Here is a 20,280-nt window from a genome sequence, read left to right on the forward strand (position 1 = left end):
TCCTCCAGTCGATGCGGGGCGGGCGGAGCGGGGCGGGACCGGGTGTCAGGCCGTGAACACCGGAAGTTCCTCGAGGCCGCGCATCATCAGGCTGCTGCGCCAGCGCAGTTCGCCCGCGTCCACGGCGAGCCGCAGTCCGGGGAAGCGCGCGAAGAGGCGGCTGATGACGACGTGTCCCTCGAGCCGGGCGAGCGGGGCGCCCAGGCAGTGGTGGATACCGTGGCCGAAGGCGACCGAGGCGCTGTGGGCCCGGGTGATGTCCAGCCGGTCCGGGTCGGCGTAGCGGACCGGGTCCCGGCCCGCGGCGCCGATCGAGATGGTCACGAACTCGCCCTCGGGGATGACCACGGAACCGACCTCGACGGGTTCGGTGGTGAACCGCCAGGTGGCGTTGGTGACCGGACCGTCGTACCGGAGGAACTCCTCGACGGCCGCGGGCCACAGCGAGGCGTCCGCCGCGAGCTGCTCGCGCACCTCGGGGTGGGTGAGCAGGGCGAGGGCACCGTTGCCGATGAGGTTCACCGTGGTCTCGTGGCCGGCCACCAGCAGCAGGAACGCCATGGAGATCAGTTCGTCGGAGGACAGCTCGTCGCCGGCGTCCTGGGCGTGGACCAGGTCGGTGAGCATGTCGTCGGCCGGTTTCGCCCGCTTGGAGTCGATCAGCGCCGTCAGGTAGGCGATCATCGACGCGCCGGCCTCGCGGACCTCGTCGGTGCCCGCGCCGGAGACGAGCAGGTTGGACCAGCGGCGGAACACGGCCCGGTCGTCCGCGGGGACGCCGAGCAGCCAGCAGATGACCGTGAACGGCACCGGGAAGGCCAGGGCCTCCATCAGGTCCACCTTGCCCTGCCGGGCCACGGTGTCCAGGAGTTCGTCGGTGAGGTCGGTGATGCGCGGCCTCAGGGACTCGACCCGGCGGGCGGTGAAGGCCCGGCCGACGAGCCGGCGCAGCCGGGTGTGGTCCGGCGGGTCACTGTCGAGCATGTGCACGCTGAGGACGTGCGGGAACTGGCTGCGCTCCCCCGACTCCGCGAGGAACTCCCTTTGTTTGTCGGGGTCGGCGAAGTTGCGTGGGATGAGGTCCCTGCCGACCCGCATGTCCTTGCTCAGCCGGGGGTCGGCGAGCAGCGCCCTGGCGTGCTCGTACCCGGTGACCAGCCAGGTGCGCAGTCCGTTCGGCGTCATCACGGGCACCGCGGGCGCGGTGTGCCGCAGTGCGGCCAGTGCCTCGTGCGGGTTCTGGTGGAAGGCGGGCGTGAACAGGTCGGTCGGCGGGGCGTTGGTGCCGGACATTCTCAGGCTCCTTCCATGACGTCGGCCGCACCGGTCACGGCGCGGTCACTCCCGTAGTGGGCGAGCTCCCGGTAGATCTCGAAGGGGCGGTCCCGGCCGGTGTCGCGGAACGGCCTGAGCGGGGCGGTCTGTTCCTTGTGGGCGGGGCCGCCCTCCCAGGCGGTGAACGCCTCCCAGTCCGACCACCGGCTCACCACGACGTAGGCGCGCGGGTCACCGAGGGCGTGCAGCAGCTTGTTGCCGAGCAGCCCGGCGGTGCCCGCCATCCGGCGGCTGGCCTCGTGGTACGCGTCCAGCACCCGGTCCGGGTCGTCGCTCAGGTGGTGGAGCACCACCTCGACCGCGCCGGAGACCGCTTCGGAGGTCACGGGGTGCCACCCGCGGCGCCGGGGAGGGCGGCGACGACGTGCATGGTCGTCATGGAGCCGCCGCTGCGGTACGGGTGCAGTTTCTGACGGTGCTCCAGATGCCGGTCGCTGGTCTCGAACTCGCGGAACAGCGGCTCGTTCACCCAGTCGCTGACGATGTAGTAGATGCCGTTCTCCTCGGCACTGCGCGACAGCCACTGGCCCAGGTTGGCGGGGTGCGTGGTGACCGAGTCGCCCACCTCCAGCCACATCTTCTCGAACTCCTGTCCCATCTCCGGCTTGATCTGCATCCGCAGCATGACCCGGAACACCTGGTCGGACGGCTCGGCCATGTCAGATGCCTCCGTCGACGTTGATGGTCTCGCCGGTGATGTAGGCGGAGGCGTCGCTGAGCAGGAACAGCACCGGTCCGGCCAGTTCCTCGACGGTGCCGAGGCGGGCGAGGGCCGTCTTGCGGGAGTAGGTGGCCCGCAGTGCGTCGGCGCGCTCGGCGGGCATGGTGGCGAAGGCCTCGGTCTCGATCACGCCGGGGGCGACGACGTTGACCCGGATGCCCTGCGGGCCGAGTTCCTTGGCGAGCGAGCGGGTCAGTCCGATCATGGCGGCCTTGGCCGCGGTGTAGTGGGCGCGCAGCGGGATGCCCGCCGCGGCGCCGCGCGAGCCGATGTTGACGACCGAGGAGCCGGCGCCGAGCAGGGGCAGCGCCTGCTGGATGATCCGGTAGGCGGCCGTCAGGTTGGTGTCGAGGATCCGCGACCACTCCTCGGCGGGCAGCTCGGCGAACGGGATGTGGCTGATCAGACCCGCGTTGTTGACGATGCCGTCGAGCCGCCCGAAGCGGTCCTTGGTCTCGCCGACGAGCCGGTCGACCTCGGCGGTGTCGCCGACGTCCGCACGCAGGACGTGGTGGTCGCCGGCGGTCTCCTTCAGCGCGGCGGTCAGGGTGTCGACGGCCTCGCTCTCCTGCCGGTAGCAGGTGACGACGTCGGCGCCGGACCGGGCCGCGGCGAGGACGAGGCCCCGCCCTATGCCCCGGGTGCCGCCGGTGATGAGCAGTTTCCTGCCGTGCAGTGCGAGTTCCACTGGGATTCCCTCCATGGCTGGGCCGCGGCTCACACGCAGCCGTCGACGTGGATGTTCTGGCCGGTGACGTAGGTGGCGTGGTCGCTGACGAGGAACAGCACGGCTTGGGCGATGTCGTCGACGGTGCCGAGCCGGCCGAGCGCGGTGAAGGAGGCGAAGGTGGCGCGCTGCTGTTCGGCTTCCCCGGCGGGCAGTTCGTCGAGTGCCTCGGTGGCGATACGGCCCGGTGAGACCGTGTTGACGCGGATGCCTCGCGGTCCGAGTTCCCGGGCCAGGGAGCGGGTCATGCCGACCAGAGCGGCCTTCACGGCGGTGTAGTGGACGCCGCCTGCCATGCCGATGAAGGCGACCGTGGAGCCGAGGTTGACGATCGAGGAGCCGGCGCCGAGCAGAGGCAGCGTGCGCCGGGTGACCAGGTGGGTGGCGGTCAGGTTGCCCTGGAGGGTGGCGGCCCACTCGGCGGAGCCGAGGTCGGCGTACGGCTGGGGGCGGAACGTACCGGCGTTGTTGACGACGGCGTCCAGCCCGCCGAGGCTCGCCTCGCACTCGGCGGCCAGCCGGTCCACGTCGGCCTCGTCGGCCGCGTCGGCCCGCAGCACCTGGTGCTTGCCCGGGGTGCCGGCGAGTTCCTCCTCGAGGGTGGCGACGGCCTCGCCGGGGGTGCGGTAGCAGGTGACGACGTCGGCGCCGGCGCGGGCCGCGGCGAGCACGATGCCCCGGCCGATGCCGCGGCTGCCGCCGGTCACCAGGATGCGGGTGCCGTCCAGTTGCCGGCCGGCCCGGGCCGCGGTCTCCACCTTGGCCTTGATCAGCCGCATCTGGACGGCGGTGTTGCGGTTGAGCCGGGCGGTCATCCCGGCGTCGTCGACCGGGGCCTCGGGCTTCATCGCGAAGTCCTGGATCCAGCGCATCCGTACGCCGCCGGGCACCTCCTCGTACTCCCAGCGGATGTTCATGTACGCGAAGGGGCCCGTCTCCACCCGGCGGGCGACGACGGTGCGGGTGACCGGGTCGGGGGTGCGCTCGGAGACCCAGCTCCAGACCGTGCCGGTCTCGTCGGGGTGCAGGGCGAGCCGGAAGGTGACGGTGTCGCCGTCCTGGCCGAGGATCTCGGCCGAGGAGTACTCGCTGAACAGCCGCGGCCAGGAGGCCACGTCGTTGGTCATCGTCCACACCAGGTCCATCGGTGCCTCGACGACGATCGCGTTGTCGGTGTGTCCTGCCATCAGACGCGGGCCTCCGTGAGCCGGGCGTGCACGTAGGCGAGGGCCTCTCGCGGGGTCTGGGTGTGCGCCAGGTCGCCGTCGGGGATCTGGATGCCGTACTCGCGCTCGATGCGGTTGACGAGCTCCAGCAGCGCGAGGGAGTCGTAGCCGAGGTCGGAGAACGTGGTGCCGGCGAAGTGCTCGCCGTCCAGGTCGGTCTGCTCGTCGACTCCGGCACTCGCACGCAGGATCCGCCGGAGGTCGTCGAGGGTGAACTCCGCCATGGGAGCCGCCTTTCGTGGGTCGGGGGTCGGTCGTGGGTCGGGGGTCGGTCGTGGGTCGGGCGTCGGTCGTGGGTCGGGTGCGGGTGGGTGGGGGCTGGTCGCGCAGTTCCCCGCGCCCCTGAGCGGGCTGCGCCCGCGAGTGGTCGGCTGCGGGTGGGGCGGGCGTGGGCCATGGGCCCGGTTGTCGGTCGAGTGCGGGTCGGTGAGGGCTGGTCGCGCAGTTCCCCGCGCCCCTGAGCGGGCTGCGCCCGCGAGTGGTCGGCTGCGGGTGGGGCGGGCGTGGGCCATGGGCCCGGTTGTCGGTCGAGTGCGGGTCGGTGGGGGCTGGTCGCGCAGTTCCCCGCGCCCCTGAGCGGGCTGCGCCCGCGAGTGGTCGGCTGCGGGTGGGGCGGGCGTGGGCATGGGGCCGGTTGTCGGTCGGGTGCGGGTGGGGCGGGCGTGGGCCATGGGGCCGGTTGTCGGTCGGCTGCGGGTGGGTGGGGGCTGGTCGCGCAGTTCCCCGCGCCCCTGAGCGGGCTGCGCCCGCGAGTGGTCGGCTGCGGGTGGGGCGGGCGTGGGCCATGGGCCCGGTCGTGGGTCGGGTGCGGGTCGGTGGGGGCTGGTCGCGCAGTTCCCCGCGCCCCTGAGCGGGCTGCGCCCGCAAGGGTCGGGCGGGCGTGGGCCGTGGGGCCGGTGCGGGCTGCGTCCGCAAGGGTCGGCGGTTGTCTGTCCGTCACCTCTTGGGGGTGTCTCGGTCGCCCGCGCCGACCACCAGCGCGGAGGTGAACCCGCCGTGCCCGCGGGCCAGCACCAGGGCCGTGCGCGGGTCGGTCTGCCGCGGGCGGTCGAGGACGAGGTCGATCTCGCAGCCGGGGGCGGGCCGGCCGAGCCCCGCGGTGTGCGGGACGACACCGGCGTTCAGGGCGAGCAGCGCGGTCGCCACGTCCAGCGCGGCACCGCCCGCGTACAGGCGCCCGGTGAGCGTCTTGGGCGCGGTCACCGGCACCCCGCCGGGCCCGAAGACCTCGGTGATCGCACGGGCCTCGGCCAGGTCCTCGGCGGGGATGCCGGAGGCGTCGGCGAAGACCATGCCGATGTCCTGCGGGGTGAGCCCGGCGTCGGTGAGCGCGCGCCGGACGACGGACACCAGTACGGAGTGCCGTCCGGCGACGCGGTCCGCGGTGGGGTCGAACCCGGCCGCGTAGCCGAGGAGTTCGCCGTACGACGGGACGTCGCGGGCCTGGGCCGCTTCGGCGTTCTCGACGACGAGGATGGCGCCGCCCTCGCCCGGGACGAAGCCGGAGGCGGCCGCGTCGAAGGGCAGGTAGGCGCGGGCGGGGTCGTCCTCGGTGGACAGGTTGCCGGTGGACAGCTGGGCCACCAGCCCGTACGGGCACAGGGAGGCGTCGGTGCCGCCGCTGAGGACGAGCCGGGAGCCGGTGTCCAGCAGCCGGCGGGACTGGCCGAGGGCGTCCAGGCCGCCGGCCTGCTCGCCGCAGATGACCCCGCAGGGGCCGCGCATGCCGTGCCGGATGGAGACCTGGCCGGTGGTGGCCGCGTAGAACCAGGCGATCGACTGGTAGGCGCCGACCCAGGAGGAGCCCTTCTGGTAGAGGTTCTCCATCTCGTGCTGGCCGAACTCGGTGCCGCCCGAGGAGGCGGCCGTGACCACCGCCATCTCGTACTCCGGCAGGGTCGCCGGATCGGCGGCCGCGTCCGCGAGGGCGTCCTCGGCGGCGGCCAGGGCGAAGTGCGTGAAGCGGTCGGTCTGCGGGACGAGCCGTCCCGGGACCTGTCCGCCGGCCTGGAAGCCGGGGACCTCACCGGCGACCCGGACGGGGTAGCCGGTCGGGTCGAACCGGGTGATCCGGCCGAGGCCGCTCTTGCCCGCGAGCACCGACTCCCAGTGCCGGGCGGCGCCGAGCCCGGTCGGCGCGACCACGCCGAGGCCGGTGACCACGGACCGGCCGCGGCGGCCGGGACGTATGCCGGAGGCGCTCATGCCGCCTCCCCTCGCCGCGCCGGAGGCCGAGTGCCGCGCGCGGCCGTGGGCCGGCCCAGCACCATCGCCGTCTGGAAGCCGCCGAAGCCGCTGCCCACGCTGAGCACCCGGTCCATCCGGTGCTCACGGGCCGTCACCGGTACGTAGTCGAGATCGCACTCGGGGTCCGGGGTGGACAGGTTGGCGGTCGGCGGGACGACCTGGTGGCGCAGGGCGAGGGCGCAGGCGGCGATCTCCAGGGAGCCGATGGCGCCGAGCGAGTGCCCGATCATCGACTTGATGGAGCTGACGGGCACCTCGTGGGCCCGCCGGCCGAGGCTGCGTTTGAACGCGGCGGTCTCGTGCCGGTCGTTCTGCTTGGTGCCCGAGCCGTGCGCGTTGATGTAGTCGATGTCGCCGGGGTCGAGCCGGGCCCGGTCCATGGCGACCCTGATGGCCTCGGCCATCTCCCGGCCGTCCGGCTTGAGTCCGGTCATGTGGAAGGCGTTGCTGCGGCCGGCGAAGCCGAGGATCTCGGCGTACACGGTGGCGCCGCGACGCCTGGCGGACTCCAGCTCCTCGATCACCATGACGGCGGAGCCCTCGCCCAGGACGAAGCCGTCACGCCGTCCGTCGAAGGGCCGGGAGGCGTGTCGGGGGTCGTCGTTGTTGGCGGTGGTGGCCTTGATGGCGTCGAAGCAGGCCGAGGTGATCGGTGACAGCGGGGCGTCGGTCGCGCCGGCGAGCACGATGTCGGCGGTGCCCTCCTCGATGAGCTGGACGCCGTGTCCGATGGCGTCCAGGCCCGAGGTGCAGCCGGTGGAGATCAGCGCCACCGGCCCCTCGGCTCCGGCCTGCCGGGCCACCTCGACGGCGAGGGTGCTGGGCACCATGTAGCCGTAGAGGTGGGGGACGCCGTAGCTGTGGTCGACCAGCCAGTTCCGGCCGCCGTCGGAGAGGACCGCGTACTCCTCCTCCAGGCCCGTGGTGCAGCCGACGGCGCTGCCGATGGTGACGGCGACCCGCTCCGGGTCGGCGCCGGGCAGTTCGATGCCGCTGTCGGCGATGGCCTCGCGGGCGGCGACGACCGCGAACTGGCCGGCCCGGTCCATACGGCGGGCCTCCTGCGGGGTGAGGCCGGCGGCGAGCGGGTCGAAGTCGCACTCGGCGGCCACCTGGGAGCGGAACCCGGCCGGGTCGAACAGGCTGATGCGGCGGGTGGCGGTGCGGCCGGCGGTGAGCAGGTCCCAGTAGGCGTCCCGCCCTGGTCCGCCGGGAGCGACGGCGCCCACTCCGGTGATCACCGCGCGCCGGTCGGGTGGTGTCATCGGGCCGCTCCGACGTCGGGGTTGCCCGCCCTCTCGTCGAGCGGCTGCTCGGTGTCGACGTGGCCCAGCTCGGGGCGCGGGGCGAGCGGGGAGAGGTGGAAGACCGCCTCGGCCGGCACGGACCCGGTGTTGACGAGGCGGTGGCGTACCCCGATGGGCACCAGCAGCGAGTCTCCGGGGCCCAGTTCGACCGGGGCGCCGCCGTCCAGCGTCATCTCCAGCCGCCCCTGGACGACGTGCAGGAACTCCTCGGAGTACGGGTGGAGGTGCTCGGTGACGTGGTGGCCGGGGGCCAGTCGCAACACCCCGCCGAAGCCCGAGGTGCAGCCCACGGTCTTGGGGCTGAGGGTGACGCGGATGTCGCCGCCGCGCTTGGTGTTGGCGGCGACCTCGGCCGCGGAGACCCTGGTGGTGGCGGGGGCGCTCATCGGGCACCGCCGAGGTTCGCGGACCGCGGGGTGCTGACCTGGGGGCCCTGCTGGGGCGTCCAGGAGTAGAACGGGACGGCCATCGCGTCCTTGGGCTCGCGCCAGTCGGGGTCGAAGGGTGAGATGAACTGGCCCAGCCGGGTGTTGATCTCTTCGTAGAGCGGGTGACTGCGCGCCTTGTACAGGTTGGGCGCGATGTCCTGGTCGGCCTCCACCAGGTGGAAGTACAGGTTGTGGAACGCGAACAGCGTCCGCCTCGACACTCCCACCAGGTGTGGCAGCTCGGTGCTGTCCGAATCGGCGAAGACCTGCGCGACGCCCTCGGCGTCGGCGAGGTCCATCCTCGCCACGATCAGCGTTCGGTGCACGATGTCCTCCCGGCTTGTCGGTCGTGTGTTCACCCTGGTCGGCGGGGGTCGAGGCGCTCTCGAAGGCTCCTGGAAATCCGCTGACGGCCCCGGTGCGGCGGCCCCCCGGCCGACGGGCCGGGCTGCGTGAGAGGGGGCGTCGCCCGGCGCGTCGCACGCCCGCACACAGGGCGCGGACACGGCGGGAGAGCGCCACGGCCGCCGCCCTGGCGCGGTGACCACGCCCGGCAGGTGGGGTCACCGCGCCCGGCGCAACGGGGGTGGCGCACACGTCGTACCGCGGCTCGGATCCCGCCGTCCGTCGCGGCGGACGGGCACAGCACGACGGCCCGCCGCACCGGTGGGTGCGACGGGCCGTCGAAAGGGACTTCTACCGGTGGGTCCCGGCCTTCATCAGGGTGATGCGGGAACCGGCGCGGCCGACGACGCCGGCCTTGGCCGTCCGGCCGTTCGGTACGTCGCCCAGGGACGTGCCGCGCAGCAGGAGGATCAGGGCCTGGCGGGTGAGCCGGGGCACGGAGTACAGGGGCTCGGCGCCGGGTGCCAGGTGTTCCCGTACGAGGTGGACGTCGACGAGGTACTCCAGGAGCGTCTCGGCGTCGCCGGTGCCCGGGGGCAGCCGTGTGCTCACCTCGTCGAGGCTCCAGCGGGGGCGTTCGCGCTGGAGCAGCAGGCGCAGCAGCTCCTGGGAGGGGGCGGGAAGGTGCCGCTGGCTGGCGGCCACCGTGGTCATCAGCGACTGGGTCCCGGCGGGGAGTTCGAGCAGCATCCGGTGGTTGCCGCGCAGCCGGACCGCCAGCCGGGCCGCCGACCAGCCGGGCCGGGCGGCGAGCCGGCCGGCCACCGCCCTGACCGCCAGGGGCAGCCCTTCGCACAGGCCCATCAGCTCGTGCACGGCGGCGGGGTCCTCCTGCCGGGACCGATCGCCGGCGACCCGGTCGTACAGCTGGAGCGACTCCTGGGCCGACAGGGCGGGCAGCACGATCTTGCGCCCGGTGGAGAGGCTGTGCGCCCGGTAGCGGTTGGTGGTGATCACCGCGCAGCCGGAGCCGCCCGGCAGGACGGCACGGATCTGGGAGGCGGTGAGCACGTCGTCGACCACGACCAGCACCTTGCGGTCGGCGGTCCAGGTGCGGAAGAGCCGGCTGAGCTCGTCGAGCCCGGTGGGCTGCTTCTCGCGCTGGATGCCGCAGGCTCCGAGGCAGGCCGACAGTACCTCGGCGAGCTGCTGGGAGCCCTCGCCGACGGCGGACAGGTCGATGAAGAGCTGTCCGTCGGGGAAGCGCGGGCGCAGCCGGTGCGCGGCGCGCACGGCGAAGGCGCTCTTGCCGACGCCGGGCGGGCCGTGCACCTCCACCACCCGCATGCCGGTGCTGGACCGTTCCGAGCCGAGAAAGGTCTCGAGCTGGTCCAGTTCCCGGTCCCGTCCGATGAAGTCCCCTGTGTCGGCGGGAAGTTGGGCCGGGCCGGGCACGGGCCGGCGTCCGGTGAGCGCGGTCTCGGCCTTGGCCGTGGCCACTCCCCTGAGGTGGCCGCGGTCCGCGAGCACCTCCTGGTGGACGCGCTGGAGCTGGGCCGAGGGTTCCAGGCCGAGTTCCTCGACGAGATGGCTGCGCAGGGTGCGGAAGGTGTTGAGGGCGTCCGGGCGGCGGCCACAGCGCTGCAGGGCCCGCATGAGCTGTCCGGCGAACGCCTCGTGGGTGGGATGGGCGCGGAAGGCCTCCGCCAGCTCGTCCAGCACGGCGTGGTGACGGCCGAGTTCGAGCTCCAAGGAGAAACGTTGCTCCTGAACGCTCTTGCGGCGCTCCTCGAGCTGTGTCGACCAGGCCGACAACCGTCGTCCGGTGATGACGTCGACCAGGGCTCCGCCGCGCCACAGGGAAAGGGCTTCCTTCAGCGTCCGGGCGGCTTCCTCGCCGGCTCCGGCGCGGTGCTGTGCCATTCCCTGCTCGGTGAGCTGCTCGAACCTGTAGGCATCCACCGCCTGCTTGTCGTCCAGTCGCAGTTCGTACCCACCCACCCGGGTCAGGAGTGCGGGGCAGCCGCGCGGCGGACGTGACCCAAAGGGCGCGCCTTGCAGTCCGGTGGCCAACAGAAGTCTGCGGCGCAGTTGATAAATGTAGGTTTGCAAGGTGGTCAGCGCGCTGAGCGGAAGACGATCCTCCCACAGCTCCTCGCACAACTGGTCCACGCTGACCAGTGAGTTGGCATTGAGCACCAGCAGTGCAAGCACCTGACGCAGCTTGGGTGCGGACGGTGTGACGTCCTCCCCGTTCCTGCGTACTCGCATGGAGCCCAGCAGACCGATCTCTATCACTGCATTCCCCCTGAGTGCGCCGCCCATTGTGGGGTGGCGGCCATCGATGGGCCTGGTATTCAACAAGCCTGTCGGTATTCACCTTCCTGCGTCACTCGCTTTTTGGCGAAACATCCCTCGGGCGGTCGGCCGGGAAAAATTGCCCTCCCTTTACCTGGGAAAACGGTTTCGCCGAAAAAAGGGCGGAATTCAACAAAACCCTGCGCGCATCCGGGCCAGGAGAGGGAACTCCGCACCGAATAGCGCATTTACATGGCCCGCCCTGACGCATCATATTTCTTCACGCACATGGATGACAAGATGCACATTTCTGGCCGGGCTGTGGCATGCGCTACTTCTCACAGCCTCAGCTCGACCCGGTAGTCCGCCAGCCAGGTGTTCAGCTGGAGCACCATCTCCATGCTCGCCCGCTCCACCCACGCGAAGGCGCCCCTGGGAGCCGCCGCCGCGCCCAGCGCCGCCCGGGTCGCCTCGGCGTCCAGCAGCGGCGCGACCGGAGCCGTCCGGTCCGCGGCCACGTCCCCGAAGCGGTGCCGCACGAACTCCCCGTACGCGGCCTCCTGCACGGTCGGGTAGGCGCTCTTGGGCCGGTTGAGCACACGCTCCGGCAGCAGATCGGCGACGGCGGCCCGCAGCAGGCTCTTCTCCTGGCCGTTCACCCGCTTCAGCTCGGCCGGCACGTTGTACACGTACTCCACCAGCGCCCGGTCGCAGAACGGCGGCCGCAGCTGCACCCCGTGCGCCATGCTCATCCGGTCGGCCCGGTCCAGGTGGGTCGGTGCCCAGCGGGTCAGCGCCAGATAGGTGACCTCGCGCGCCCTGCGCTCGGCGGCCCCCTCCCCCGCCAGGTGCGGTACCTCGGTGAGGGCGTCGCGGTAGTGCTGGTCGGCGTACTCCATGAAGTCCAGCTCCTTGCGGAGGGTACGGTCCACCAGCGAGCAGCCGAGACCGCCCGCGGCGGCGTCGTGCCCTCGCTCGAAGGAGACCCAGGGGAACGTCGTGGAGTTGCTGTGGCCCGCGTCGTACGCCCAGAAGTAGCCGTTGAACACCTCGTCGGCGGTCTCCCCGGAGAGCACGGCCGTGATGCCGGCGCCGCGCAGGGCCTCGAAGAACAGCAGCAGCGAGGTGTCCATGTCGCCGAGCGGGGAGGGCGCGTCCTGGCTGCGCAGCGCGGCGGCGTGGGTCCGCGGGTCGGCGAGCGCCGCCGTGTCCAGCAGGATCTCGGTGTGCTCGGTGCCGATGTGCTCGGCAGCGAGGGCCGCGTAGGGGGCGTCGGGGGTGGCGCGCATGGTCGGGTGCGGCTCGAAGTTCTCCGCGTAACCGGAGAAGTTCACCGAGAACGACCGCAGCCCGCCGCCCGCCGCCCGTGCCTCGCCGGCCGCGAGCGCGGTCAGCGCGCTGGAGTCGATCCCCCCGGAGAGCATCGCGCCGACCGGAACGTCCGCGCGCAGATGCGAGGCCACCGCCTCGGACAGCAGCCCGCGCACGGTGGCGACGGTGGTCTCCAGGCTGTCGGTGTGCGGCCGGGCGGGCAGCGACCAGTACCGGCGGTGCCCGGTGCCCGGAGCCCGCACGGTCATCGTGTGGCCCGGCAGCACCTCGCGCGTCCCGCGGAACACCGCGGTGCCCGGCTTGCGGCTGTGCGCGAACAGCTCCCGCAGCCCGTCGGCGTCGACCACCGGCGCCACCGCCGGATGGGCCAGCAGCGCCTTGGGCTCGGAGCCGAAGACGACCCCGGACGGGGTCAGGAAGTAGCACAGCGGCTTCACCCCCAACCGGTCGCGGACCAGCAGCAGTTCCTGCCGCCGTACGTCCCACACGGCCAGGGCGAACAGGCCCTCCAGCCGCTCCGGGAACGCGCCGCCCCACTCCAGATAGGCGTGCAGCGCCACCTCCGCGTCGCCGTGTCCGGTGAACCGGTGCCCCTTGGCGGCCAGTTCACGGCGCAGCTCCCGGTGGTTGGTGACGGCCCCGTCCAGGGTCAGCACGGCCACCGGAGACCCGGACTCGGACTCCACGAGGGCCGGCTGCGCGCCGTGCTCCGGGTCGAGCAGCGCGAGCCGCCGGTGGGCCAGCGCCGCATGCCCCTCGATCCACTCGCCCGAACCGTCGGGGCCGCGGTGCGCCAGCGCCGACGCCATCGCCCGTACGGTGGGGGCCTCGGGCGTCAGATCCCGCTCGAAGTCCACCCAGCCGGCGATTCCGCTCATCGTGGTGTCCTCTCGTTGGCTGTGTCTGATGTGACTGCGTCCGATGTGGCCGGGGCCGACGTGGCCGGGGCCGATGTGCGGGCGCCGTCCGCTTCCTTCAGGTGGACGACCTCCACCAGACAGAGCCCGTGGCGGGCGACGGCCTCCCGGAACTCGGCGAGTCCCGGCGGCCCTTCGCCGCGCACCGCGATGCCCAGCCGGCGCGGGGCCGCCTCCCCGTATCTGCGGTAGAGCTCCAGATAGCCGCGCGCGGTGCGGTCCGCGTCGTCGACCAGTGCGAACCGCACCGGCCGCCGCTGCCCGCGCCAGGTCAGTGCGCCCTCCGTGCCGCCCGCGAAGTTGTGCCGCCAGCCGCTGCCGGTCGCGACCACCAGCGCGTCGCCGAGGGTGTGCGCCCCGGCGGGCACGGTGTACGGCCGTCCGCTGCGCCGCCCCGTGAAGTGCAGCAGCGCGAGCCGCTCGGCCACCGGGCCGGGCTCCGGGCGGGCCAGCAGCTCCCGCATCCGGGCGTCGGCCGCCGCGCGGTCCTCCCCCTCCGGCAGATCGCGTACGACCTGGGGGCTCATGACAGCACCACCCCGGCGGCCGTCAGCGCACAGCCCGCGATCGCGAAGCAGGTGCGCACCAGATGCCAGCCGCGCCAGGCCGGACGGGGATCCCGCCAGCCGGGGCCCAGGTCCTCGGGCCGGGTCCGCTTGACCGTCCGGTTGATCGGCACGTTCCTGGTCTGCGAGACCACCGCCACCCCCGCCATGCAGACGGCGGCGGCCGCGAACAGCACCCGGGGACCGCCCGAGGCCTGGACCGCGAGCCCCACGTCGACGGCCGTGGAGCCGGTGACGATGAACGGCATGATCCGGTCGTAGCGCCTGCCGAGCAGGATGTGCGTGGACACGTACCGTTCCGGCGTCATCGCGATCAGCGCGGGCATCACGCTCACCGCGACCGCGAAGAGCACCCCCGCCACCAGGCCGGTGCCCGTCAGCACCAGCACACTCAAAGCCTCCACCACCGCTTCCGCCCTCCTTCGAACCTCGCGCCGCACTCGGGGCCTGGAACAGCTCGAACCTGTCAGCCGCCCCTCGGACGGCACTCGAATCCCTCTGGGAGCGCGCGGCTCCGCGCGGCCTCGGCTCGCCCGCGCCACGAGCCCGGTTCGAGCACCCGGGTGTTGCATCGGCCCGCCGAAATCCGAACGCATTCCCACACCTTCAGGAGCCGGTATGGCGGACGAGACGACCGAAGTACTCATCGTGGGCGGCAGCATGGTGGGCCTGGCCCAGGCCCTGTTCCTCGCCCGGCAGGGCATCCGGTCGCTGCTGGTGGAACGGCACGCGGAGATCTCGGCGCACCCCCGGGCGCAGGCCGCGAGTCCGCGCACCATGGAGCTGCTGCGCGCGCTCGGCCTGGAGGACGCGGTACGGGCCCGGGAGAACCCGCACGCCCAGTACGGCGACATCCTCCAGGCGGAGTCCCTCACCGGGGCCGAACTCGGGCGCTTCGACGGCCCGTTCCGCCACGACCCGAACGACGTGGGCGCCACCGGCTGGACGCTGATCGGGCAGGACCGGCTGGAGCCGGTGCTGCGGGAGCGGGCCGAGGAGCTCGGCGCGGACATCCGGTTCGCCACCGAGATGACGGAGTTCAGCCAGGACGCGGAGGGCGTCACGGCCGTACTGCGCGATCAGGGCGACGGCTCCGAGCGGACCGTGCGGGCCCGGTACCTGGTCGCGGCCGACGGATCCCGGGCGCCGGTCCGCACCTCGCTGGGCATCGGCCAGCACGGTCAGGGCGTGTTCGGCGGGCAGATGAACATCATCTTCCACGCCGATCTCGACCCGTACGTGGCCGGGCGCACCTTCTTCCTCTGCTTCGTCAGCAATCCCCAGGTCAAGGGCGTGCTCGGCAAGCTGGGCGGCGCGGACTCAGACCGCTGGGTCCTCGCGCCGAGCCTGCCGCCGGGGGCCGACCACCGGGCGTACGGGAGGGAGGACTGCGTGGAGCTGGTGCGGGCCGCCGTGGGCGTGCCCGACCTGCCGGTCGAGGTGGAGTCCTCGACCAGCTGGGAGATCGCCGCGTGGGTGGCGGACCGGTTCCGGTCCGGGCGGGTGCTGCTGGCCGGCGACTGCGCGCACGTCATGCCGCCCACCGGGGGGTTCGGCGGGAACATGGGCATCCAGGACGCGCACAACCTGGCGTGGAAACTGGCGCTGGTGCTGCGCGGGGCGGCCGGCCCCGAACTCCTGGACAGCTACGAGCAGGAGCGGGCACCGGTCGCCGAGTTCACCGTCGACCAGGGCGTCATCCGCTACCTCCAGCGCAGCGGCCTCGACGAGGCGGCCGCGGCGCGGCACCGGCCCGAGACCACGGTGCTCTTCGGGCACGTGTACCGCTCCGACGCGGTCCTGCGCGAGGCCGGCGACGAGGACGACACGGTGGTCGAGGACCCGACGGCCCCCACCGGCCGCCCCGGCACCCGCGCCCCGCACGTCCCCCTGGTCCGCCAGGGCAAGGAAGTCCCCCTGCACGACCTCCTGGACCGCGACTTCTGGCTCCTGACCGGCCCCGACGGCCACGCCTGGCAGGCGGCCGCGGAGTCCCAGGGCGTCTCCTTCCACCGCGTCGGCACGGAGGAGTCCCCGGAGACCGTCGCTCGCTTCCTCACCCGCTACGGCATCGAAGCCGCCGGCGCGGTACTGCTCCGCCCCGACGGCTTCATCGCCTGGCGCACCCCGAACCCGGTGCCCGATCCCACCAAGTCACTGACAGCGGTACTCGACACACTGCTCCGACGCCCTGCCGCATAACCCCGCCCCACACACCACGGCCGCGGCGCTCCGAAGAGGAGCACCGCGGCCATTCACGTCCTGCGGGCGCAGCCCGCACTCAGGGGCGCGGGGAACTGCGCGACCAGCCCCCACCGGCCCGCAGTCGACCAACAGCCCTCGCACGCCCCCTCCAGCGGAACGCCTACCGCCGGTCCAGGATCCTCCGCAGCGCATCGACCGCCGCGCGGTCCACCGGACCGCTACGGCCCGCGGTCGTCCGCCAGGCGACGAATCCGTCGGGCCGTACCAGGACCGCGCCGCCGGCCAGGAGGCCGTAGCGGCGGCGGAAGGAGCCGTCGGCGTCCCACAGCCTGGTTCCGCGGCCGATGCGGACCACCTTCAGGCCGATGCCCAGCCGCGTGGCCTCCTGTTCCACCGCCCCGGTCCAGCGGCCCGCCACCTCGTCGACGAGCAGGGTGAACCCGTCGCCGTACAGGTCGATGACGGACACCGGGCCCTCGGGACCGTCGAGTTCGAGATGCGGGGCCCGTGCTCCGGGCCGGGCACCGGGGTGCTCGGGATCCTCGACGATCGTGTCGGGGGCCCCCTCCTCCGCGGCGAACGCTCCCGAGCGGTAGCAGTAGCCGAAGGTCATGGTCGTCTCGTCCAGCAGTTCGGCGGCGACCTCCTGGTACTGCTTGCCCTCCCGTACCGCGAACCGCAGCATCGCCTGGCGGACGGTCTCCTCGGCCACCGGGCGCCGCTCGGCGTCGTAGCTCTCCAGCAGCCCGGGACCGGCCGTGCCGGACAGCACCAGGGCCAGCTTCCAGGCCAGGTTGTACGCGTCCTGGATGCCGGTGCTGGCGCCGAACGCCCCGGTGGGCGGCATCACATGGGCGGCGTCCCCGGCGACGAACACCCGACGGGTCGCGAAGGTGTCCGCCACGCGCGCGGAGATGTCCCACGCCGGCATGTCCACCGACTCGATCTTCAGGGGCAGTTCGGGCACCCCGACCGCGGCCCGTACCAGCGCGGTGCAGCGCTCCTCCGTGAAGTCCTGGGCGCGCTCGCCCTGATCGGGGGAGAAGGAGACGTTGATGACCCAGCGGCGGTCGTTGTCGAGGGGGATGATCGTGCCGCGCACCTCGGGGTTGTTGACGTACGCCGCGATGATCCGGCGGCCGCGCAGCGCCTCGGTCAGGTCGGCCTCGAAGAAGAAGCTGACGAGGTTGGTGATGGTGCCCCGGCCGTGTGCCCCGATGCCGAGCATCTCGCGCAGCGGGCTGCGGCTGCCGTCCGCCGCGATCACGTACTGGGCGCGGATCTGCGAACTCCCGCCGGTGGACAGGTCGGTGGTGCTGACCAGTACCCCGTCCGCCGTCTCCTCCAGGGCGTCGACCCGGGTCGAGAAACGGACGTCGGCGCCGGCCTCCACCGCCCGCTGCCGCAGGATCGGCTCCAGCTGGTTCTGGTCGATCAGCGTCCACTGCGTGGGGCTGATCCGGCCGATGTCCTCGGGGGACGCGCTGGGCATCCGCACGCGTTCCTTGCCCGCGAGGCTCTCCACGTGCACCAGGTCGGTGTTGCCGGAGATGGGGGACCGCCCGGCCCGCACCCGCTCCTCCATGCCGACCGCGCGGTACAGCTCCATCGTCCGGGGGTTGATGGCACGGGCCTTGGGATGGGTGGAGGTGTCGGGGTGGCGTTCCACCAGGGTGGCGCGGACGCCGTGGTGGGCGAGGAAGACGACCGCGGACAGTCCGGTGAGCCCGCCGCCGACGACGAGGACGGGGGTCTGGTCCGGCTTCATGCTGCCTCCTTGTGGGCGGTGACCAGGGTGTGGGTGCCGAGCAGGGGCTGCGCGGCCCCGTCGGTGAAGCCCGCCTCGCGTAGCCAGGCCCGGCAGTCCGCCACCCGGTACTCGGAGCCGTCGGGGCTGACCAGCCGCATGTGCAGGCTGCTCAGCAGCCGTTCCGGGTCGCTGCGGTCGTCGTCGATCATCCGGTCGTAGACGAGGACCGTGCCACCGGGCCGTACGGCCTCGAAGACCCGGCCGAGCAGCTCGCGCCGCCGCCCGGTGTGGAAGCCGTGCAGGATGTGGCCGAGGACGACGACATCGGCCGGCGGGATCGGGTCGCCGAAGAAGTCGCCGCCGGCGAAGGCGACCCGGTCGGCCAGGCCCAGGCCGCCGATGTGCTCGGTGAACAGCGGCCGCGTCCGCTCCAGGTCGAAGCAGGTCGCCTCCAGGTGCGGATGCGCCTGCACCAGCACGGCCGCGAGGTTGCCGCGCGCACCGCCGAGGTCGAGGAACGAGGAGTGGCGGCCCCAGTCGACGCGCCGGGCCAGTTCCGCGCCCATCCGGTCGCTGTAGGCGTCGAGTCCGGCGAGGAACCGCTTCATCTTCGCGGGGTCCTTGTGCCGGTCCCCGACGAATCCGCCCTTGTCCGGGTCGAGATGCTGGGGCTCACCGGAGCGCAGCGCCTCGGTGAGCCGGCCCCAGGTGCCGTAGAGCGTCTCGTTGGTGAGTTCGACGAAGCCACCGAGGTACGAGGAGGAGTCCGGCACCAGATACGTCTGCGCCAGCAGGGAGTTGCGGTAGCGGTCCTCGGTGCGCTCCAGCATCCCGAGACCGACCAGCGCGTCCAGGAAGTCCGGAAGCATCCGGTGGTGCGTCCCGGTACGCCGGGCCAGCTCGGCCGAGTCGGCGGGGCGGCCGTCGGCGAGCGCACCGAACACGCCGAGGGTCACGGCGCTGTGCAGCACCTTGGCGCCGCAGTCGGCAATGGTCAGCCGGATCAGCGGTCCGGGATCGACCGCCGGAGCCGTCTGCGGGTCTTCGGTCGTTGTCACACGAGCCTCCTGGTCTGCCTCTGCCTGTTGTCCGGCCTGCGTCCTGCGTCGTACGGCTGTGCAGTGCCGACGATGTCCGCGAGGCGTCGATTCGGGCTCGAAGGGCGCTGAAGCGGGGCGGGGTGCACGCGGGCGGACGTACGCAAGCCGCCCTCCCTGTACGGGGAGGGCGGCTTGGGGGCGAGAGACGAGAAGGGGCGTGGTCAGCTCTCCTCGGCGGCTTCGTGGCCCTGGTGGTCCTCGCTGCGCAGCGGCAGGTTCTTCATCGCCAGCGCGGCCAGCAGGCCGAGGACGAGGACCGGTACGGCGGTGAGGAACACGGGGGTGAGCGCGGCGGCGTACGACTGCTCGACGGCGTCGCGCACGGGCTCGGTGAGCCGGTCCAGGGTTTCGGTCGAGGACAGCGCGTCGGGGTCGATGCCGCGCAGCGCGTCCGCGGACGTCCGGTCGGCGATCTCCTCGGTGAGCCGGTTGTAGAAGATGGAGGCGAACAGGGAGATGCCCACGGTGGTGCCGAGCTGCCGGGCGAAGGCCACGGTGGCGTGCACGGCGCCGATGTCGTCGCGGGGTGCGGTGTTCTGCGCGGCCATCGTGAGGACCTGCATGTTCAGGCCCGCCGCGATGCCGAAGAGCAGCATGTAGGCGATGATCACGGGCCGGGACGTCCCGGTGTCCATGGTGGCCAGCAGCAGCGCACCGGCGATGCCGATGGCCATGCTGAGCACCGGGTACCACTTGTAGCGGCCGGTCCGGCCGATCGCCGCGCCGCTGACGACGGAGGCGGCGACCAGGCCGAACATCATGGGCAGCAGCACGACACCGGACATGGTCGGGCTGGCGCCGGTCACCACCTGGATGTAGATCGCCAGGAAGTTGACGGAGCCGAGGAAGACGATGCCCGCCGCGACGCTCACCAGCACGCTGACGCTGAAGGTGGAGTCGCGGAAGAGGTGCAGCGGGATGACGGGTTCGGCGGCCCGGCGCTCGGCGGCGACGAACAGCACGGCGAGCAGCACCGCTCCCGCGCCGAGGCCGAGGATCCGCCAGTCCAGCCACTCGTACTTCACCCCGCCCCAGCCGGCGGCCAGGGTGAGCGCGACGATCGCCGCGCTGAGCAGGACGAAGCCGGTGTAGTCGATGTGCGCGGGCCGGTCGGTCCGGGGCAGGTGCAGACAGGTGGAGACCAGTACCAGGATCACGACGCCCACGGGCAGGTTGATCAGGAAGACCCAGTGCCAGCTCAGCAGGTCGGTGAGCGCACCGCCGACGGCGGGACCGGAGAGCGCGGCGAGGGCGAAGACGATGCCGAAGAGGTTGAAGTACTTGGCGGCTTCGCGCGGGTTGAACAGCTCCCCGATGATGGCGAGTACGGAGACGAAGAGGCCGCCGGCGCCGATGCCCTGCAGGGTGCGGAACAGGATGAGCTGGTCCATGGACTGGGCCGCGCCGCTCAGCGCGGAGCCGGCGAGGAACACCGCGACGGCGATCAGGAAGATCTTCTTACGGCCGAACAGGTCGCCGAGTTTGCCGTAGACCGGCGTGGTGACACTGGCGGCGATGATGTAGGAGGTCGTCACCCACGCGAACACGTCGAGACCGCCGAGGTCCCCGACGATGCGGGGCAGCGCGGTGGCCACGACCTGTGAGTCCAGCATGGCCAGGAAGACGGCCAGCAGGCAGGCGGTGATGACGGGTCGGATCCGGGTCTGGGCTGCGGGAGCGGCGACGGTGAGCGGGCCGCCTGCCCCTGTGGTCCGGGAGGGCACGGGAATTCGCCTTTCGGGCTGGAGTGGGTGCCATCCCCGTCCCGCCGGCCAG

General features: G+C 72.7%; 18 protein-coding genes and 1 pseudogene. 1 reads left to right on the top strand and 18 read right to left on the bottom strand.

Annotation, left to right across the window (positions count from 1 at the left end; translation table 11 throughout):
- Positions 1 to 45: 45 nt before the first annotated feature.
- The 15 genes and pseudogenes from ACZ5XS_RS36315 to ACZ5XS_RS36385 form a co-directional block, all read right to left on the bottom strand.
- Positions 46 to 1,293, bottom strand: a complete 1,248-nt coding sequence (locus tag ACZ5XS_RS36315; protein ID WP_468658678.1) for a cytochrome P450 family protein — start codon at positions 1,291 to 1,293, stop codon at positions 46 to 48.
- Between the two features lie 2 nt (positions 1,294 to 1,295).
- Positions 1,296 to 1,661, bottom strand: coding sequence for an antibiotic biosynthesis monooxygenase family protein (locus ACZ5XS_RS36320; protein ID WP_468658680.1), 366 nt, complete (start codon positions 1,659 to 1,661; stop codon positions 1,296 to 1,298).
- Complete coding sequence (locus tag ACZ5XS_RS36325; RefSeq protein ID WP_468658682.1) at positions 1,658 to 1,993, bottom strand: antibiotic biosynthesis monooxygenase family protein; 336 nt, start codon at positions 1,991 to 1,993, stop codon at positions 1,658 to 1,660. Before ACZ5XS_RS36325 ends, ACZ5XS_RS36320 begins: the two co-directional genes overlap by 4 nt.
- Position 1,994: 1 nt before the next feature.
- Entirely contained in the window at positions 1,995 to 2,744 is a 750-nt protein-coding gene (locus ACZ5XS_RS36330) for an SDR family NAD(P)-dependent oxidoreductase (protein ID WP_217235993.1), read from the bottom strand.
- 29 nt (positions 2,745 to 2,773) lie between these two features.
- A complete protein-coding gene (locus ACZ5XS_RS36335) occupies positions 2,774 to 3,541 on the bottom strand; it encodes an SDR family NAD(P)-dependent oxidoreductase (protein ID WP_468658752.1) in 768 nt (255 codons plus the stop codon).
- Positions 3,521 to 3,970, bottom strand: a pseudogene (locus ACZ5XS_RS36340) (SRPBCC family protein); the annotation flags it as partial. The pseudogene ACZ5XS_RS36340 and the gene ACZ5XS_RS36335, both read right to left, overlap by 21 nt.
- Entirely contained in the window at positions 3,970 to 4,233 is a 264-nt protein-coding gene (locus ACZ5XS_RS36345) for an acyl carrier protein (RefSeq protein WP_217235992.1), read from the bottom strand. The pseudogene ACZ5XS_RS36340 and the gene ACZ5XS_RS36345, both read right to left, overlap by 1 nt.
- A 712-nt stretch (positions 4,234 to 4,945) precedes the next feature.
- Entirely contained in the window at positions 4,946 to 6,214 is a 1,269-nt protein-coding gene (locus ACZ5XS_RS36350) for a ketosynthase chain-length factor (protein ID WP_468658685.1), read from the bottom strand.
- Positions 6,211 to 7,521, bottom strand: coding sequence for a beta-ketoacyl-[acyl-carrier-protein] synthase family protein (locus ACZ5XS_RS36355; protein ID WP_468658687.1), 1,311 nt, complete (start codon positions 7,519 to 7,521; stop codon positions 6,211 to 6,213). Before ACZ5XS_RS36355 ends, ACZ5XS_RS36350 begins: the two co-directional genes overlap by 4 nt.
- Positions 7,518 to 7,949, bottom strand: coding sequence for a cupin domain-containing protein (locus ACZ5XS_RS36360; protein WP_468658689.1), 432 nt, complete (start codon positions 7,947 to 7,949; stop codon positions 7,518 to 7,520). The genes ACZ5XS_RS36355 and ACZ5XS_RS36360 overlap by 4 nt, the downstream gene beginning before the upstream one ends.
- A complete protein-coding gene (locus tag ACZ5XS_RS36365; protein ID WP_388349522.1) occupies positions 7,946 to 8,317 on the bottom strand; it encodes a TcmI family type II polyketide cyclase in 372 nt (123 codons plus the stop codon). Before ACZ5XS_RS36365 ends, ACZ5XS_RS36360 begins: the two co-directional genes overlap by 4 nt.
- A gap of 370 nt (positions 8,318 to 8,687) precedes the next feature.
- On the bottom strand, positions 8,688 to 10,607 hold the full coding sequence (locus ACZ5XS_RS36370) for an AfsR/SARP family transcriptional regulator (RefSeq protein ID WP_468658691.1): 1,920 nt from the start codon (positions 10,605 to 10,607) through the stop codon (positions 8,688 to 8,690).
- Positions 10,608 to 10,972: 365 nt separating this feature from the next.
- The gene (asnB, locus tag ACZ5XS_RS36375; RefSeq protein ID WP_468658693.1) at positions 10,973 to 12,844 is read right to left on the bottom strand and encodes an asparagine synthase (glutamine-hydrolyzing); all 1,872 of its coding nucleotides are present in this window, start codon (positions 12,842 to 12,844) and stop codon (positions 10,973 to 10,975) included.
- Positions 12,841 to 13,410 (bottom strand): PNPOx family protein, encoded by a 570-nt coding sequence (locus ACZ5XS_RS36380; protein ID WP_468658695.1) that lies wholly within the window; start codon positions 13,408 to 13,410, stop codon positions 12,841 to 12,843. Before ACZ5XS_RS36380 ends, asnB begins: the two co-directional genes overlap by 4 nt.
- Entirely contained in the window at positions 13,407 to 13,856 is a 450-nt protein-coding gene (locus ACZ5XS_RS36385) for an anthrone oxygenase family protein (RefSeq protein WP_468658696.1), read from the bottom strand. The genes ACZ5XS_RS36380 and ACZ5XS_RS36385 overlap by 4 nt, the downstream gene beginning before the upstream one ends.
- Before the next feature lie 211 nt (positions 13,857 to 14,067).
- Between ACZ5XS_RS36385 and ACZ5XS_RS36390 the strand changes: the two genes are divergently transcribed.
- Positions 14,068 to 15,651, top strand: coding sequence for an FAD-dependent monooxygenase (locus ACZ5XS_RS36390; protein WP_468658697.1), 1,584 nt, complete (start codon positions 14,068 to 14,070; stop codon positions 15,649 to 15,651).
- Between the two features lie 163 nt (positions 15,652 to 15,814).
- On the opposite strand, the gene ACZ5XS_RS36395 is transcribed toward ACZ5XS_RS36390, so the two are convergent.
- The 3 genes from ACZ5XS_RS36395 to ACZ5XS_RS36405 all read right to left on the bottom strand — a co-directional run bounded on the left by ACZ5XS_RS36395 (position 15,815) and on the right by ACZ5XS_RS36405 (position 20,228).
- Entirely contained in the window at positions 15,815 to 17,422 is a 1,608-nt protein-coding gene (locus ACZ5XS_RS36395) for an FAD-dependent monooxygenase (protein WP_468658699.1), read from the bottom strand.
- A complete protein-coding gene (locus tag ACZ5XS_RS36400; protein WP_468658701.1) occupies positions 17,419 to 18,462 on the bottom strand; it encodes a methyltransferase in 1,044 nt (347 codons plus the stop codon). Before ACZ5XS_RS36400 ends, ACZ5XS_RS36395 begins: the two co-directional genes overlap by 4 nt.
- 203 nt (positions 18,463 to 18,665) lie before the next feature.
- Positions 18,666 to 20,228 carry an MDR family MFS transporter gene (locus tag ACZ5XS_RS36405; RefSeq protein ID WP_468658703.1) on the bottom strand — a complete coding sequence of 521 codons (1,563 nt, stop codon included), beginning with the start codon at positions 20,226 to 20,228 and terminating at the stop codon, positions 18,666 to 18,668.
- Positions 20,229 to 20,280: the final 52 nt, after the last annotated feature.

The organism is Streptomyces sp. NPDC033131, from assembly GCF_055578365.1.